9 protein-coding genes are annotated in these 18,849 nt (G+C 42.0%); 1 reads left to right on the top strand and 8 read right to left on the bottom strand.

All coding sequences use genetic code 11. The features are described 5' to 3' along the window. Positions 1–42: 42 nt before the first annotated feature. From CJF29_RS08110 to CJF29_RS08075, 8 genes are all read right to left on the bottom strand, one after another. Positions 43–561, bottom strand: a complete 519-nt coding sequence (locus CJF29_RS08110; protein WP_099146627.1) for a sigma-70 family RNA polymerase sigma factor — start codon at positions 559–561, stop codon at positions 43–45. A 469-nt stretch (positions 562–1,030) separates the two neighbouring features. Continuing rightward, positions 1,031–2,884 carry a beta-L-arabinofuranosidase domain-containing protein gene (locus CJF29_RS08105; protein WP_099146628.1) on the bottom strand — a complete coding sequence of 618 codons (1,854 nt, stop codon included), beginning with the start codon at positions 2,882–2,884 and terminating at the stop codon, positions 1,031–1,033. A gap of 40 nt (positions 2,885–2,924) precedes the next feature. After that, on the bottom strand, positions 2,925–4,337 hold the full coding sequence (locus CJF29_RS08100) for a glycosyl hydrolase family 28 protein (protein WP_099146629.1): 1,413 nt from the start codon (positions 4,335–4,337) through the stop codon (positions 2,925–2,927). Between the two features lie 117 nt (positions 4,338–4,454). Beyond that, entirely contained in the window at positions 4,455–8,591 is a 4,137-nt protein-coding gene (locus tag CJF29_RS08095; protein ID WP_099146630.1) for a hybrid sensor histidine kinase/response regulator transcription factor, read from the bottom strand. Between the two features lie 191 nt (positions 8,592–8,782). Further along, entirely contained in the window at positions 8,783–11,149 is a 2,367-nt protein-coding gene (locus CJF29_RS08090) for a hypothetical protein (RefSeq protein ID WP_099146631.1), read from the bottom strand. 24 nt (positions 11,150–11,173) lie between these two features. Then, positions 11,174–13,207, bottom strand: coding sequence for a carboxypeptidase-like regulatory domain-containing protein (locus CJF29_RS08085; protein WP_099146632.1), 2,034 nt, complete (start codon positions 13,205–13,207; stop codon positions 11,174–11,176). A 26-nt stretch (positions 13,208–13,233) separates the two neighbouring features. Continuing rightward, the gene (locus CJF29_RS08080) at positions 13,234–13,779 is read right to left on the bottom strand and encodes a DUF3575 domain-containing protein (RefSeq protein WP_004305849.1); all 546 of its coding nucleotides are present in this window, start codon (positions 13,777–13,779) and stop codon (positions 13,234–13,236) included. Between the two features lie 240 nt (positions 13,780–14,019). Further along, positions 14,020–16,773, bottom strand: coding sequence for a heparinase II/III family protein (locus CJF29_RS08075; RefSeq protein WP_074556334.1), 2,754 nt, complete (start codon positions 16,771–16,773; stop codon positions 14,020–14,022). A 162-nt stretch (positions 16,774–16,935) separates the two neighbouring features. On the opposite strand from CJF29_RS08075, the gene nuoF reads away from it, so the two are divergent. After that, positions 16,936–18,843 carry an NADH-quinone oxidoreductase subunit NuoF gene (gene nuoF, locus CJF29_RS08070; protein ID WP_008648461.1) on the top strand — a complete coding sequence of 636 codons (1,908 nt, stop codon included), beginning with the start codon at positions 16,936–16,938 and terminating at the stop codon, positions 18,841–18,843. Positions 18,844–18,849 lie beyond the last annotated feature (6 nt).

Below are 18,849 nucleotides of genomic sequence, written 5' to 3'. Positions count from 1 at the left end.
AATATTAATTTAAAAATTGAAGTTAGTACATTTTTTGTAAAATCAGCCTGCCAATTGTTGTTTTAACGAAGTCCGTACCGATTTACGGGCAAGTAGTAACTGCCCTTCAACAGTGCGGACGGACAAATAAAGTTTGTCAGCAATAACAGGCGAGGGTATTCCACGAAAACTAAGTTCGTAGATTTGACGACGTCTGTCAGGAAGCGTATTCACTACCTGACGATGTAATATATGAAGTTCTTTAGAATAGACTGTCTCTTCGGTGGTATTCCGGCTCGTCTCTTGTACATTATATATATAAGAGAGAATATCTTCCTTTTTATAATGACGACGAATCTTATCTATCACCAGATTACGTGCAATAGTAAAAAGCAACGGACGAGCCGTGTCTTTATTCACAAATGCTCTATGTTCCCATAAACGTACAAAAACATCTTGCACCAAATCTTCCGCTTCGTAAGAGTAATAAATACGAGAAGCGATATACCTCTTGATAATATCAGAGTATTGGAGGTAACATTCCGAGAAGAAATCTTCTAATGTGGTTACATGTGCGCTCATAGCATTCTTTTTAATCGTTGATTGATGGTACAAAAGTAGAAGAAGAGGGTATCTTGAAATGGTAATGTAGTAACAAATGATACAAAATTGGTAACATAAGCGGTTGTAGACAGCGAAAAAGCCCATTTCATCGGAGAATATGGCTGTTACATTTATTGCTCAACTATTAATAGAAAAGTTGTCAGGTTCCTATTGCAAACTTCTTTTCCCTTAGTAGTAAAGTTATTCTCAACATAGTATAATCTATAAATGCAAGTTGCGTTTTTATAAATGGAAGCTTTGATTATAAAAACGTAAGTTTCATTTTTATAATCAAAGCTTCCATTTATAATTTAGTTTAAGTCGAAAGGAAGTTTACTACTAAAGGAAAAGAAGTTTAGTTCTAATAGATAAGAAATTATCTATTAATACATAGGAAGTAAGTTAGCAGGTATTATCATACAGGTTTGAAGGGGAGGCTAACCAATTATCAGTAGTTTCTTATAGTAGCATATACGCCATAGCTATTTTCCTCAATAGCATATAGAGGTTTTAGCGAATATACCTGTCCGCCATTGTGCAAAATAAAACTACAATTATCATCGCCTTGCACTTTCAGACCTTTCAGTATATCCTGATGCGTTCCTTTCAATATCAGTTCGGAACCATTTTCAAACGCCAGAAGAACAGGACCATAGAATATAGCAATCATGTTTTTATCGTCGGGCATGGTCTTTATGTAAAAATCATAATGGAAAACGATTTTTATCTTATCTTTATTTTTCCATTTCCGGTTTATGCTTACAAAAGAATCGGGAGTTATTTCTGTCTGTTGTTTTTCTCCATTCACAAATACGTCCACAGTTTTAGCCCAAGACGGAGTAAAAAGGTTCAAATTGAATGTGGTCTGCTTCTTCGCAGAAACCGAAAACTCTACGGAGGAATTCATTGGGAATTCGCCGGATTGCTCTAAACGAATATTCTTTTCTTTCCAATCGAGTTCGGAAGGGACATAGAGATTTACCCAAAGGGTAGAATCATTATGATAATAAATACCGGAGTTGAGTAGTGCAAACGCTTCTATGGTTGAGCCATTGCAACAGCGAAAATCGTTTTCTTTCAGGAAAGCTTTTTTACGTGGCGATCCTAAAGGCAAATGATAGACACAAGCTCCTGTGTGGGCACTTTGTAGTGCCAGGATAGAATTATAGAACGTATTCATGTAGACATCTGCATAGGTGGGATTAGCTTCCCATGTGAACAGGGTTGAAGTCAGCTTTTGGGTGTTATGAGAGACACATGATTCGGCAATCTCTTTTGTCAGTGTATTGCTAAGATGTCCGGGCACTCCCCAATGTTCGGCCGAAAGAGAAGTTCGGGTTACGACGTTTGGTCTGGGGCCACTGCTCGAACCATTTACATACGCATGATCTTTAATCAGCATATTCCAGAAATTCACTACTGCATCATAATAGGGTTTATCACGCATGATGGAATAGTGTTGGGCAAATCCGTTCACCAGTACCAAATGAGTGTTGGAATGTAATCCGGACAAAATATTCTGATTTTGAGATAATGGTATAAGAAACCAGTCTCTGTCGAATATCTTTGCTAAAGCCAGATGTTTCGGGTTTTGTGATACTTTATATAACTTGTATAAAACTTCATTCATTGCCCCCGCTTCGTTGGAAGGATTGGCGCCTACACTATAGAGTACCTTTTCAATGGTCTGAGCATCAAGCCTCGACATCCGACGGTCTACGTAATCGGCCATCTGTATCACTATGTCATACGCTTTTTTGTTCCCTGTCCGGACGTATGCGTCCAATAATCCCTGCATAATCTTATGATAGGTATAATAAGGAGCCCATACACCGGAATAACGGGTTTCGAGCACATCAAAATCTTTTTCGGGGAATGCGCTTAGATATCCATTTCCAAAAGCTTGCTGACATTTATATAATTCTTCAATCATATAGTTCAGCGCATCGGTCAATTGTGGATCGTGATATTTTTCCACTGCGCAGGATACGGCAGAAAGATAATGTCCGACGAAATGTCCTCGCAAACCTATTTTGGGAGCTTCCCAACCTTCCAGCGGTTGTGCGTCAGACGGTAATCCTGCATTCACTCTAAAATTATGTAACAACCTGTCCGGTTCTAATGATTTCAGAAATTTACTGTTCAAATCTTCACGTTGCTTAATCCAGGAGGGTTTCAAAGTGACTGCCGTATTAGAAAAAGGCTTCGCTTTTTCTACTCCAGTATTGAATATATCCTGGGCAAAGGAATGAATTTGAAATATAATACATAAAACAATCAGTACCAGATATCTATTTTTCATAACCGCAATTCAATATATTGTTCTTACAAAGATAATTTTATTACTTCACTTTAATCCCTTTTACAAACTCATTCGTTATAAAATCATCTGTATTTTTCATCCGTATTCCGTTTATCACCACATTTTCGAAAGTTACATTCTTTACTCCCCGCTCTTTATCAAAGCCTTGCAGCAGAGAGGGACTCTCTCCTATTCCATTGTATATAATATTACGGAATGTAATATCTTCTATACCACGACCGGGCTGTTTATCATACTTCGGATTGAAGCGGACATTGACATGAAACAGCCGCCCTTCCTGAATACTTTCCACACGGATATCTTCGAATAGTACCTTACGTACCAGATTCTTATCGCCACAATCTATTGCCATGCAACCTTGATAGGGGGGATCGTCTTCGTCATGTTCCAGAATATCAATATTGCGGATAGTTATATTTTCAATCGTCTCGCCTTTCTCACATGCAGCATTTCCATGTCCTCCTATGTTAATGGGATGAGCGATATCCGCCCAAAGAACTGAGTTTTGTAATATCACATTCTTAGAACCGCCATAATAGCTCCAGCGATGGGCATAGATAGCGATACAGTCATCACTGTTTCTCATAAACACATTGTCTATCAATACCTCATTACAACACATCATATCAATGCCGTCGCTCCATCCTTTACAACTGAAAGATTTCAGATTCTTAATAGTCAATCCGTTTGATTCTCCTCCGAAAACGGTATAATGGTCAGGATTTACTACTGTAATTCCGTCAATCAATACGTTTTTAGAATGAGTCACTTCAATGCCGCGAATCGGATGATCCAGAATACCACGCCCCATAATCCGTACGTTTTCCGCTTTATCTACCAATAATTTAGCTTTCACTACAGCACCCGGTGCCAAGTAGACAGTCGTATTGGACGGAATCTGTATCTGGTTATTAGGTACGTCTTGGGGACGATGAACGCCCGGTCCGAAATACATCACTTTTTCATTGTTTTCCGTATAAATCTCCGTTTCCAAAGGATTGGCAAACAGATGAAGGTTATGCAGGCGGTCGCCATTAAACTCTACGGATAAGTATTGCGGTTTCTCCAACGTAAACAGAATAGCGTTCCGGTTTACAGTGTGGCGTATCCCTTTTGCCAACGGACGAATCTGAACGTCCTGAATCAGTCCGTTGTTTTTCTTCATCATTACTTCTACAGGACTGCCCATATCAAACTGCACCATGGAAGCAGACTGCACCTTGTCCATATCCACATTGACATTGTATTCGAACAAGTCTTTCCATTCCCCTCCCGGCACACGTACCCGAACGGTATAGTCATCATTATGTGACATACCTGTATCCACTCCTTCCGGATAGGTCACCAACTGCGCACTTACAATTGTTGAAAATGCGACGGACACAGCCAATAACCACTTTCTTCTTCCTGATAGCACTCTTAATATATTCATTCCATTCTTTCTTGATTAAACTTACAATAAAAAAATCCTCTTTACTGTTACTACGAACAATAAAAAGGATTTGCCTATTCTCTAATCGAATTTATTTATCTAATATCTACATTATACTTATTTCTGCTCATTTCTGTACTTTTCCGCATATTGTGTTGGCAAGAGGTCAAACATCTCTTTAAAACATTTCGTAAAATAGCTCGAAGAGCTGAATCCTACCCGGTCGGCTATTTCCACTATGTTCAACTGACTGCCTTGCAACAGTTGAGCAGCCCGTTTCAAACGGATACTTTTTATAAAATCAGTAGGGGTATGCCCGGTGATAGACTGTAACTTCCGGTATAAATTCATACGAGTCATCCCCAAGTCACTACTTAAATCTTCTACCGCATAGTCTGTGTTGTCCATATTCTTTTCCACACATTCAAGAGCTTTTTGTATCAACTGCTCATCCAACGGGGTGATTGTTATTTTACCCGGATTGACTTCAATATTCTTACGGAAATTCTGTTTTCTCTTTTCCTGTTGTTCTATCAACTTCTGCACACGAATCAGCAACATATCAAAACTAAACGGTTTCGACATATACGAATCGGCTCCTACTTCATAACTACTCATTTTCACATCATCCGCTGTGCGGGCAGTGAGTAATATGACAGGTATATGAGAGGTCTGCACATTCGTCTTGATGCGACGACAAAGTTCGATTCCATCCACTTTCGGCATCATAATATCACTCACTATCAAATCGGGATTCTCATCAATAGCCTCCTTCTCCCCTTCTTCTCCATCAGCAGCTTCCACCACTTTATAAAATTCCCCCAACTGCTCTTGCAGGAAGGAACGGAACTCTTTATTATCTTCTACAACCAAGAGTTTCTTGCGTCCATCGTTTGTAGGAAAGGTTTCTTCAGATACTTCCTCTGCAGATGGCCGCACTGCTCCTACAAATGTTTGTCCTTGTTCTGCTGATGATTGTTCCTGTTTAGCCGGAGAGACGAGAGAGGATTCGGATTTCTTCTCTTTCTCCGGTTTCAAATCAAGGGGAAGCCAGATGGTAAAAGTAGACCCTTGCCCGATATGGCTATCCACTGCAATCTTACCCTCATGGATATTCACATATTCTTTAATCAAATGCAGACCTATACCGCTTCCCGGTTTCTCATCCACTTTATTCTGTACTTGATAGAAACGGTCAAAGATGTGTGGCAAGTCAGCTTCGGAAATTCCAATTCCTGTATCAGAGACTTCAATACGGACATAATACCTGTCTTCCTGTTCTTCTTTAGACAGTTGCAGTTCGATAGTCCCTCCATCCTTCGTAAACTTAAAGGCGTTGGATAACAGGTTGTTCACGATTTTGTGGACTTTATCGCGATCAAAATACATATAGAGCGACTTACATTCCGAACGAGTGACAAAGTTGAAATGTTTCTCTGCCGCCATCGGCATAAATCCATGAGAGATGGAAGTTACAAAGTCTTCTATATCGCCGTTCATCAAATGAAGCGTTTCTCCTTTCATCTCAAGTTTGCGGAAGTCAAGCAGTTGATTAACCAATGCCAACAGTTCTTGTGCATTTCGATAAATATTATTCAGCTGTCTGCCGATGGTATCGTCAGTGACTTTACGTTTCAACATTTCTAAAGGTGTAATAATCAATGTCAATGGAGTACGCAGTTCATGGCTGATATTCGTAAAGAAACGATATTTCATCTGATCGAGTTCTTCTTTTTGCCGTAAGGCTTCCTGTTCCTGTGCCAAAAGCAATTTACGGCGGTTACGACGTTTCATAAAGGTTATGACTCCACCCATCAGTAGACAGAAAAGGATAGAATAGACAATACGTGCGGCTATAGTATCCCAGAATGGAGGATGAATAGTAAAGGCTAATACAGACTCTTGTCCCCAGACTTTATTACTACCCGCTGTAACCACTTTAAAAACATACTCTCCCGGAGGAAGATTATTATAAGTCACACGCCCTTGCCCATTTTCAGATTGAAGCTCGGTCCAGTCTTTATCAAAACCCTCCATATAATAACGGAAGAAAGTCTGAGAAGGGTTCATAAAATTCAGCCCGGAAAAGTCAAGCGTGATAAAGTTCTCATCATAATCCAATGATATCGTTTCTACGGAATTGATCGCTTTATCAAACAATATACGTCCATTATAATCGCTTCCCGGCAACACCGGTAGATTAAAAAGTCGTAAAGAGGTGATAAGAGGACGATTCGGTGCCTGCTCATGCGCTATGTTTTCCGGCGTAAAAGCGTTGAAGCCATTCACTCTACCGAAATATAAAGTCCCATTCTTTGTTTTCAGCGAACTGAATTCATATAAATCATCCCGCTGCCAGCCTGATTCGGAAGCAAAACTGATTACGTGGAAACCATACTCTTCATTGTTCTTCTCTACCTTTATCTTGCAAAGAGAATTGATGGTGGAAAGCCACATATCCCCATTATTATCTTCCTGTATGCTTTGGATGATGGTATTGAACAAACCGTTTTCTTTGCCAATCCGATAGATTTTCTGATCTCTTGTCACCACATTCAGTCCATATTGTGTGCCAAACCATAACGCACCCCGACTATCTTTAAAAATACAATTATATTTATTATTCTCATGATTATAAAGCGCATTATGGGGATCGTCTACTTCAGGAATATATACTGAATCGTTCTCCGGGTCATAAAAATACAGTCCATTATCCGCTCCTACAATAAGACGCCCTTCATTATCCATTTCCAACGTATTTGCTGTCTTATACTTTTTCAGTAAAGGATGCTTATTGAATAATAAATTAATATTTCCATTTTCAGGATTGAACGCCCCTACGCCACCATATACACTCAACCAGATACGTCCCTTCTGATCTTCTAAAATAGCACGAATATTGCTATAATCGGGATCATTCTGATAATTCATATTCGGATACGAATAGCTCTTCACCTTTCCATCAATAATAGAGTACAGTCCATCATGGAAGGTGCCTAACCAAATACGCCCACGACTATCTCTGTAAAGTTTCCTGCAAATCTGATGATCCAGTTCCTTATAAGGAATGTCCATCACGCCCGTCTTCGGATTATACCGGTATAGCCCTTTTGCTGTCCCTACAAGTATATTTCCACCGTCTGTTTCCAACAGGCAACGAACTGACTCATCTTTCCAGTCGCCGGACACATTTTCTTTATTGTACACCGGAAAGCTATTCATTATAGGATGATAATAACAAAGCCCCTGATTATAGAAACCAACCCAGAGTCCTCCGCTTGGCTTATCGAAAAAGATACTATGAATATCGTTCTGAATAACTCCACCTGTCAGCAACGGAAAACTCTCTAGATGTGTAATAGAGAAATTCCTTCGAAGAATGTGATATGCCCCACTGGAGACAGAACCTACCCAGACATTGCCTTCATTATCTGTCGCCATGGTGGTGAGCATGGTATAATCGTTCATATAGATAATCGACATTTCGGTCCATTCATTAGTGTGAACATCATAATATCCCATCCCCCGGTCCCACATCAGCCAATAGTCTCCATTATCCAATATTTTGAGAATAGCCTGGTCTTCAGATTTCATTTTCCCCACCAAAAAGTCCTCCTGCCGGACAAAACGTTTTTGCTTTAAGTCATAGCAGCGAATCATCCCTTTCCGGTGTACCATCCAGCACAAATCTCCATAACTAGCCACTTCACGCAATGTTCCGTTGTGTGTAACAAACGCATCATTGGTGCAAATCTCCTCCAGCTTCTTTTCGGAAGGAGCATACGAATATATTGAATGTCCGGAAGTTACGAACCAATACCGCTGATTGGAATCAATAAACATATCAGAAATCTTTTCCTTCAATCCGAAATGAAAGAGTAATGAATCAATATTATTTACATACCGTTCGGTAGAAAGATCGAAAACACGAAGCAAACCACGTTCTTTCATCCATATACGACCGTCGGCATCGACGTACTGACAGGGAATCACATGATCATAATCTATGTGATAATTGTCTCTCGTATCATAGGGAAAGTTGGAGAAACTACTACCGTCATACAGGCTTAGCAAGACAGTGGTACGTATTCCTAAACGACCGTCAGGAATACGGAATATGCTTTTTACATAGTTATCGGGCAAGCCATTGGCTACTCCGATATGACGAAACACATAGGAAGTTTGTCCTGCATTCAGTTTTGCAAGATATAACGATAATGATAAAATCAAAAATAGTATATAGCGTGTTTTCATGCCACAAAGATAGATACGATTATTATGCAATATATAACTATCTACGTGAAGCTCTGACAAAATACGCTTTATAGTGCTTCTGTTTTAACTTTATTTAATCGGTAGAACATAGGTGGATAGAATAAAAAAGAGTTGCACAACCTTGAATCCGTGATTGTACAACCCTCTTATAGTTGAATTTCTGATAAGCTTTATTCGAAAGTAGGCATCTTAAAACGGTATAAAAATCCTCCCATCATAGATGCGACACGATCAGGTCTGCCTTGTTTGATCCCGTCGTAAGTATCTGTACGGATACCAACTTTAGGTTCGGCATACAGATACAGGGAAGATGCTACTCTTAATTTAAACTGTACACCGGCATCCAGTCCCGGCACCGCTTTGAATTCTCCTTTACGACGCACCAAACCAGCGGTTACTCCCACAAAAGGAACAACATCTATCACATGATCGGGGCTGTATCCTTTTGCCAATGTGGCCAGACTCATCATATAATCCATACCCAAACCGGCATAATGAAGATTCATCTTCGACGACGTTTTAGCTTTGTACATAATCGTGCCGTTTACCCGCCATGCAGATAACGGAGTGTACCATTTACCAATACTTCCTTTTGCTTCTACACCTGCATTCTTCACCAAATCTTTATTGGCTACGAGCAAGCTACCCAATCCAAGTGCACCGGAGATGAAGTAACGCTTGTCATCCTGACCAAACACGCTACGATTGGCTGCTTTTGAATAAGGAACAAAGCGATAGTGGAAACCTGCATTGACTCCTACCATTACGTCTTTCTGCATAAACCCCAGATTACCTTCAATGAATTTATCTCCATACAAGCGAATCTGCGGTTCAATGTACAAACCGAGAAAATCATTCACATGCCATAATCCCTGTATGCCTGCATTAATACCCGGTTGGAACTTATGGTCTGATTTGGAAGTATAAGCAAGGTTGACACCTACCGAACCTATTAAATCAAAGATACGATCGGGATTATATCCACTCATGGTAGACGTTATGTTCCACAAGTAATCAAGACCGCCACTGACGCTGACATGTCTAAGTTTGCCCGCTTTAACACTTCCCGGAACTACATAGTTCGTAAAGAATCCACCCGTACCCACCAGGCGCAAACCGGAATAAGGGCTCAACCACTTACCGATAGAGACAGAAGCCTGCGGACCTAAAGAACCAAGGTTTTCAAGATTCGTCTTATTCAGGAACATTTGCACACCGATTCCCGAAGTCATAAACAGATTGTCTGCGATGTGATTGCTTGAGAATCCGTTCTTCGAACGTGCCGCACGGTCAATCGTATGATAAGTCAAACCAAAATTCAACTCTCCGAGCTGATCCGTATTGCCACCTACTCCGCGACCTCCTGCATATCTCTTATTATACACATTGAGGCGAGGTTCTATAAATAAATCCACAGAACGGTTGATACGGAAACTTCCTTGCACACCGACTCCTATTCCCGGAGCATACTTGGCGGTTTTATCCACTCCTTTCGTACCTGCCAGGTTAACTCCGGCAATACCGATCAGACTAAATATTCTGTCTTCATCATATCCCCAAAGAACATTATCGATATTCAACAGATAGTCCGCATGCAGATCGACATGTTTAAAGTAGCCGCTTGCACTGCCCGAAGGGGTGTCTGAAAGTCCAACCGTCCCGGACAAACGCAGACCGGAAGAAGGACTGAACCATTTACCGATTCCGGCAGAGAACTGGGGACCTAATCCTTTAATCGTATTCTTGATTCCCGGAACTTTCAGTGTACTGATACCACCAGATAAAGAGATAAACATATGATTCAGGAAGGAACTTTTATCGAAATCATCGAAATGAATCTTAGTTCCCATCGGAGCAGCAGGCATATAGGTCAGACCTACCAGAACCGAACCAGCCATTTTATAGTTTCTCCAACTTTCCGTATACGCAAAACCGTCATTATACCATCCGATCCGCGGTTCTACAAACAAATCCAATGTAGAAGAAAGACGTACATTTCCCTGTAAACCGAGATGAGCGCCGTAATAAAGCTGACCGCCGCCTTTCAAATCCGGATACTTTTCGGAACGATCGCTATTGTCGCCCACCTTAGAATAACCGGCTTCTATACCTGCAATCCCTACTAACTCAAAACAACGGTTTGCATTGTATCCGTATGCCAGGGAGGACATATTCAACAGATAGTCCAGGCTGCCGCCACCCATTTTTATTTTAGAATCGTAGATACTCGACGGCAGATAACCTAAATTCACCCCTATCCGAAGTCCATGAACCGGAGTAATCCACTTTCCCATAAAGAGATGGGCGGTCATTCCCATTCCATCCTGACTATCTCCACTTGTTAACAAGCTGTATGGCCCTATTCCGGCAGAGAAAAAGAGATGTTCATTGAATTTATTGCTCTCGAACTTTTCATTTGCAGGCCGTTTCTGTAACATATATTGCAATGCACCATAATCCTGTGCCTGTAAGGTAACAGCAAGCATCAGGAAGATTGCCACTGCTACATATTTATTGTTGATTCTGAAGATATTCATCGTTTACTCTTGTTGTATATATCATTATTTAATTTTCTGCTCTTCCGGCAGCAAGTCAATAATATCACCGTCCACCTTCGCTACTTCCAATAAGGAAGGATCAAGTTCAAGGGCCTTCTCAATGCTCATAATCGCATCACCTATTTTCTCCAGGCGGTTGGCGGCAATCGCTTTTATATAATATTCGCGGGCGGTCTCTACATCTATGGTAGAAATCTTATCCCATGCTTCCTGATTCTTCTTCATTGCCAGCAGCATCACCACCTCATTGAAAGGACTGGTAGCCGCCACCTTTTCGAAAGCATCATTATAATAACCGGCCAATGCCTGAACGATGTCCTGCAAATCTTCAGAAACCGCTTCTTCGGGAATCAATGTCAAGACTGAATCCGCTTTTGTATATTTCCCTTCGTGCAGCAAGGCAATAGCCTGATTGGACAATAACTCCGCCGGTGCCGATTTACTGACAAACGGTTCGAGAATACGTGAATCCGGAGTATCTTTCTGTATCGTTGCCACTGCCAGTTCATTGGCTGCATACGTAAAGTTATCATAAAGTTCAAGAGCTTCCCTACAATACTTTTCCCTTTCGTCGGGAGTTTTTGCTGTCGTAATCATACGGTAATATTCGAAACGGGTCAGTTCCTTCGGATTCTTTCTGTAAAGTTCTCTAATCTCGTCGTCCGTCAAAGAACGGAAGATTGAATAACCATAGGTATATTGCACCTTTCTCAATTTAGGCAAATAAGTAGCCGCAAGTTCCTTGTAGAAAGGTTTCGATTTCAAGACCCCATTCAACCGGTAAGGAGTAGCTGCATATTGTTTGATTAAGTCCTCTACTTCTTTAGCCAGTTCCGGCTTGGAGTTTTTTTTCAGCAATTCAGCTACCTCCTTCCAGGAGGCAACCGATGCATCCGATTTCACCTCCAACAGTTTACGTGTTTCCGGGTCCAGTTGTGCCAGTATACGTTCCAGGGCCTTATCCGTACGCAATTTTGCCAGACGAAGATTCGTCGCGTAAGAACCGTCCGGCGAAGCCACCCCCGTAATATGAAAACTCTTCAAAGAGGCATCCGGGTTCGTCTCAATACCACGCAATTCCTGATTCAACCGGTTCAGTTCCACCTGATTTTGTGGATTCTTATCATCCAGGTCGGCTTTACCTACCAGGAAGGTTAAGTTTACCTCACCTTTCGTATCCCGCAACTGCATCACGGGTTTCGGAAGGTATTTCTCGTCCGTCAGGCTGAAAGCGGAGAATTTATACTCCAAGAAGCGAAGCGGGTTGACCGTTCCGCGTGCAATGGAGAAAGAGTCACGATAAATGATATTCCGGTAATTTTCCATCGCCAGATGCACATCTGCACGGTAGTCATGTTGCAGATATTCTATATAGATAGAATCATGGTAAGCAATAATATCCCCCTTGCGTGAAGAAGTAGTTTTCACACGGATGTAATCGTGCAAAGGATCTTTATCCATATCATAATCGTACATTCGATTTTGCGTTGTATTATAAGTATCCCCGTCGAATACAACAGGATGCATCAACAGACGCTTTTTCAGTGTCACATCATAAATGGAAGGCTGCAATACCAAGCGACGATGTGAGTTAAACATCTCCTTAGGCACCGGGACACGAGTTTTCAGATGGAAATAATTACCTTTGATTTCGATGTCCGTAGGTTCCGGAATCACTTTGTCCTTCACTTTGGAAGTAATTGTAACTTCGTCCAGTTCGATGACGGCATCTTTCAATACTACATTCAGAATCTGCTTTCCTGCCACCTTCACTGTTTTGTCTTCATAACCGACACATGCAAACTTCAACGAGCCGTTTTTCTCAACCAAGACACTGTAATGACCATCCTCGTCGGACATTTCTATACGTTCGTCATTGACCGGATTCAACACATTTACATTCGGAACACTTTTTCCCTGCGGGTTTGTGATATGCCCCTGCACGCGGATCCGTTGGGCGGATACATTCATACCGACGAACATCATCGCCACGAGAAGTATACCTGTTAATCTATCACGTTTCAAATTGATTTTCATTCTCTTTTCTGACTAGCTAATGTTCGTTATCGAATAATATACACAAAGGATACCCCCAGTTTGACAGGTGCAATGGTGGTCTTACTATCGTTGACCGCACCCGGTTTCGGAGTACCCTTATCATACTTAAACTGACGGTAGCGCAACACACCCACTCCGGCAGTTGCTTCGATGTTCCAATGATCGCCCAGCACCCATGCGTATCCATAGGTCAAACCAGCGGCGTATGCATCGCCTTTGTGATGCACATCTTTTACCATCATATCAAAATTATTCACGAAAGCGGTGATTCCAAGAAAATGACTCACCATCGGACGATTTAGCCAGTAACGAACTTCAGGCTGAAAATGCGTGAAAGTCGTTTTAAAGTTGTCTGTACTGATTGGGTTCGCAGCAATCCCCATGTTCAAGGAGACATGACTACCCAATACAAATTCTGCTTCTACATTCGGACTGGCGGTCAGCCAACCCAATGCATTTGTCTTTACAGCCACCCGTTGTGCGTGCACATGTACACCACAACATAATAACAGAAATGATAACGCAGCTATTACCCTGCGACCATTTCTCATCACATATACCATCATTTATTTCCCACTAAATATTTCCCACTAAATATTTACCCACAAAAAAGGGCTTACTGTCCATTTTATATACTACTTGGACAGAAAGCCACAAAATTAGAAAAAATATAGTATTAAAAACGTTTAAACACGCTTTTTTTGTTTTTTATTGCAACAATTTCCATCTTAGGCCATAATATACCATACTACGGATAAGATATACAATTTTTCTTTATTACCAATGAAACATCAGATACGCAACAACATAGGCTCCGACGCAGCATCGGGTTTTATCTTCTTATCGCCGATAACAACCGTACAGGGAGCAGAAGAAATAATATACCATTTCCCTTCTTTCTTTTCGAGCAATACATTAGCGGCATTGTCGGTCTGAATCATTACCCCGGGTGCAACCAATTGGGTTCCATTCCCTAAAAACAACGTCCGGTTTCCTGCATATTCATTGCTGATAACAGCATAATCCGCTTTCACTTTCATTCCTTGATAAGTAGCGGTTTGTGCAGCATCAGATAGAGAGAAGATATGATCTATACGTCCGTTTTTGCTTTTCACACAGATTCCGGCAAAATCTTCCAAACCTGCTCCTTCTGCATCAAAGTAAGAGACGGACTGAATAGCAGACGGTTCCTTTTTCGTACTCGGTTCATATATCGAGACAAAAGGACGATTCCAAGCTTCTCCATGCTGACGGGCAACAAATGTCAGCGTCGGCTGCTCCTTTATATTATAGGGCATATTCGGTGTACGGCTTAGCCCTTCGGTCATTGGCGCCAAAGCCGTAAAGACTTCACGATCCGGTTCGCCTTTCATCCAAAGATTCATGTATATATCATCGCCGTCCTTATCTTTCATATCTATGGTGAAAGTTGCCTTGACATCCTTATTGGTCGCAGCCACTTTCTTATCATATAAATAGGAATAAGCGTAAAGATGTGCGCCTGCAAAGGCGAGTTCTTCCGTAGGCTGGAGATTCAGGTCGCTGCCATCTGCTGCTGTCAATGTCAAAGTCTGCCCAAGGTTGTGATAGAAGTAATCGTGCATCTTATCGCCTCCTTTCTCTTTCCGGCTGCGGAATACATCGACATAATACCCCGTCTCCGCCCCGGTAGTGACAATACTCATCATACGGGTCTGATCCGCCCTGCTTTCCGGTTCACGAAAATAAAGGTTACTGTAAGTAACGGACGTAAATGCTTTGCCCGGTTCCGCTGATGCCGGGAAACAGGAAAGCAAATCAAAAGAATGGTTACTTTTCATCACCGGATAGCTCGATATTCCATCCACACAAACTGTATTATGACTGGGGAATTGAGAATAATATTCCGCATAATCCAGTCCGCTGTACAAGAAAAGCCCGATACCTGCATCCGGACCCAATACGTATCCTTTTCCGTAAAGTTCCATCGAAATGCCGTTAGCGTGCATGTGATTACCTTCACTGCCATTCAACGAAATCATCAAACTGTTGCGCGGATGCATACCGTTGCGCTGTACCAGCCATGACACATTGGGAGCATAAAACAAAGGAGAAACATAATCTTCTATCTTTCCCGGCTGCACTTTGGGATTTAGCGTCAGCGGTTTATCTTCAAAGAAAGAATTGACAGATACACGCACATTCTTCTTTTCTGTTTTATCATTTCCCAAATCCGGGTTCAGGCATTTCAATAAAGCCGTGAAACAGTTTTCCTGTTCTTTCTTCCCGTTCGCCTGTGCATTCTGTATCATACGGATAAAGAAGTTCGTACTCAAATATCCCGGATGCGTATCTCCAAAGCCACAAATCATACGGTTGGGAAACAGATATTGGGGAGTGGTTGCTACCGCTTTCGACAATACAGGCATTGCTTTCACCAAATCATATTGCAGATTCGTATCAAACTGATTCACGAAATTGGCATAATCATTGATTACCACACTGCTATATCCCGGACATTCTGCCCAAATTCCCGTATTTATATCGAAACCATAATCTGCCAATCGCGTCAGACTCCACTGGCGGATGCTGGAACGGTTCATCACATAGTCGATATAATATTCACGTCCTTTTCCGTCGGCATATTCCTTATTGTCTTCCAATACCAATCCGACATTCATAATAAACCGTGCCTGTAGCAAATTCCAGTTGTTATGAGGTACACCGTTCGCAATGATATTATCCGCCCATTTCTTAAAAGCTCCGGCGTAGATTTCCATTTTATCCGGGTAATTGGCCTTTAGGTAATTATATAGAAAATCATATAAAGGGACAGCGATATGGAGTGCGTCTTCATGGATGACTTCGAAAGAAGTCAATCCTACCAATGTTTGCTGATGGCCGTGATTCAGGTCGATGGGCACGTTTCTATAATAAATACCCGTCATATAAGTATCAAAGACCCCTGCGGCAAGTTTAGCGAATTTCTCTTCATCCGTCATCCAATAAAGGAAAGCGGCATCACGGGCAATTCCCAGAATTTCGCAGTTCAGGCTTTCAATATTCCGGCCTGTTTTGGATGGGTGTACACTCTCCATAGGACGGTCGGGAAGTGCATTATTGCAGAAAGTGACATTCCCATCCTCATCATCATAAGGAACGACATCCGCCAATTTGGGACGGCCGTGGGTAGCAGCTGTGCCACGGGTTCCTGTGTAACGCACAGTGGGATAAGGAGCTTTTTCACCACCTGCATGGTCGAACGTTTCACCTTTCACATATACTTCCGTGGCATGAGACTTCCAGTACATTGCCAAACGAGACAGCAACCACGCCGGTTGAGCATCCGTCAGGTTCGTATATACTTCCGTCCGTTCCTTCAATTTATTGAAAACATCTTTCGCCCATTCTTCTTTTTTAATCAGCTTCCATGTTTCCTGCTTTCCCGCCGGAGTAGTCAGTACCCGCGGATGTGCCTGCGGCATCTTTTCCGGCAAAGGAATCTCTTGTCCGGATGCAATGTTCAGAAAAGATAGAAAACATAGTCCAAGTAAAATTCGTCTCATATTTCAGTTATATTTTTTAGGTTTGATACCTATTAAATACGAAGATAGAGATTTATTTACCTAAATCCTCCGTCGAAGATCAATTTTATTTGTACGAGACTACGCTGTTATTTCAAACAAAGAATTATATTTGCAAAAAACCGACTAACAATTCTGATACTTATGAAAATTTTATCTATCCATGATTTGGCAACAATCAGGAAGAGAGCAAAGCACAATCTTTCATTGCGCGAAGAAAGCAATGAAAAGGTGACTGAAAAGTGTTACGGACTGGCATCCGGTGCGCAACATCTTCAGATTCTGATCTGCGGTGGTACAGGCTGTAAGGCATCTTCCAGCCAGGGTATTACAGACAATCTTCTAAAAGCCATTAAAAAGAACGAAATCACCGACAAAGTAGAAGTCATCACCGTAGGCTGTTTCGGCTTCTGTGAAAAAGGTCCTATCGTGAAAATTATCCCCGATAATACCTTTTACACCCAAGTCACTCCCGAAGATGCGGAAGAAATCATCAACGAGCATATCATCGGAGGACGAAGAATCGAACGGTTGCTGTATGTAGATCCTAAAACGGAACATACCGTCAGCGACTCCAAGCACATGGATTTCTACCGGAAACAACTCCGCATCGCATTGCGTAACTGTGGTTTTATCGATCCCGAAAATATTGAAGAGTATATCGCCCGTGAAGGATACTTTGCATTGGCCGATTGCCTGCTTAACAAACAGCCGACGGACGTTATTGATATTATCAAACGTTCGGGACTTCGCGGACGTGGCGGTGGCGGTTTCCCGACGGGACTGAAATGGGAATTTGCCAACAAACAACAGTCGGATGTCAAATACGTGGTTTGTAACGCCGACGAAGGAGATCCCGGTGCATTCATGGACCGTTCCATTATGGAGGGCGACCCACATTCGATTGTAGAAGCGATGTGTGTCTGCGGTTATTCCATCGGGTCTACCAAAGGATTAGTATATATCCGTGCCGAATATCCGTTAGCTATCAACCGACTGAAAACAGCTATCAATCAGGCACGCGAATACGGATTACTGGGGGATCATATCTTAGGAACAGATTTCAGTTTCGACATAGAAATACGATACGGAGCCGGAGCTTTTGTCTGCGGAGAAGAAACTGCCCTTATTCATTCGATGGAAGGAAAACGGGGAGAGCCGACTCTGAAACCTCCCTTCCCTGCCGAATCCGGTTATCTGGGAAAACCAACCAATGTAAATAATGTGGAAACGCTTGCCAATATTCCCATTATTCTAACCAAAGGAGCCGACTGGTTTGCAACGATTGGCACAGAACGTTCCAAAGGAACCAAAGTGTTTGCTCTTGCCGGAAAGATTAATAATGTCGGACTGATCGAAGTGCCGATGGGAACTACTCTTCGGGAAGTAATCTACGAAATCGGAGGAGGCATCAAAGGCGGAAAGAAGTTCAAAGCTGTACAAACAGGAGGACCGTCAGGCGGCTGTCTGACAGAAAAACATCTGGACACTCCCATTGACTTTGACAACCTTCTCTCGGCCGGTTCCATGATGGGTTCAGGAGGGATGATTGTCATGGATGAGGACGACTGCATGGTATCCGTAGCCCGCTTTTATCTGGATTTTACAGTGGAAGAGTCCTGCGGGAAATGCACACCTTGCCGCATTGGAAACAAACGTCTGTTGGAACTACTGAACAAGATTACAGAAGGAAAAGGCACAGAAAAAGACCTGGACACACTTGCCACTTTGGGACAAGTCATCAAAGATACGGCCCTCTGCGGACTGGGACAAACCTCTCCGAATCCCGTTTTATCCACATTGGATAACTTCTACGATGAATATATGGAACACGTACGGGATAAGACTTGTCGTTCCAAGCAATGTAAATCACTATTAACATATACCATCAGTCCGGAACGTTGCATTGGTTGTCATCTATGCGCCAAAAACTGTCCGGCGGATGCTATCAGCGGGCTGGTGCGCAAGCCACATGTCATTGCTCCTGATAAATGTATCAAGTGCGGCATGTGCATGGCACGCTGCAAATTCAACGCTATTCTTGTCTGCTAAAATCTT

Origin of the sequence: Bacteroides celer, from assembly GCF_002632415.2 — a bacterium.
GTDB lineage: Bacteria > Bacteroidota > Bacteroidia > Bacteroidales > Bacteroidaceae > Bacteroides.
Note: the sequence above shows the minus strand (reverse complement) of the source record. Positions and strands in the feature narration are given on the sequence as shown.

Excerpts from the sequence above, each read along its gene's own strand:
- CJF29_RS08095 (WP_099146630.1), bottom strand. The coding sequence starts at position 8,591 with ATGAAAACACGCTATATACTATTTTTGATTTTATCATTATCGTTATAT.
- CJF29_RS08100 (WP_099146629.1), bottom strand. The coding sequence starts at position 4,337 with ATGAATATATTAAGAGTGCTATCAGGAAGAAGAAAGTGGTTATTGGCT.
- nuoF (WP_008648461.1), top strand. The coding sequence starts at position 16,936 with ATGAAAATTTTATCTATCCATGATTTGGCAACAATCAGGAAGAGAGCA.
- CJF29_RS08110 (WP_099146627.1), bottom strand. The coding sequence starts at position 561 with ATGAGCGCACATGTAACCACATTAGAAGATTTCTTCTCGGAATGTTAC.
- CJF29_RS08090 (WP_099146631.1), bottom strand. The coding sequence starts at position 11,149 with ATGAATATCTTCAGAATCAACAATAAATATGTAGCAGTGGCAATCTTC.
- CJF29_RS08085 (WP_099146632.1), bottom strand. The coding sequence starts at position 13,207 with ATGAAAATCAATTTGAAACGTGATAGATTAACAGGTATACTTCTCGTG.
- CJF29_RS08080 (WP_004305849.1), bottom strand. The coding sequence starts at position 13,779 with ATGAGAAATGGTCGCAGGGTAATAGCTGCGTTATCATTTCTGTTATTA.
- CJF29_RS08105 (WP_099146628.1), bottom strand. The coding sequence starts at position 2,884 with ATGAAAAATAGATATCTGGTACTGATTGTTTTATGTATTATATTTCAA.
- CJF29_RS08075 (WP_074556334.1), bottom strand. The coding sequence starts at position 16,773 with ATGAGACGAATTTTACTTGGACTATGTTTTCTATCTTTTCTGAACATT.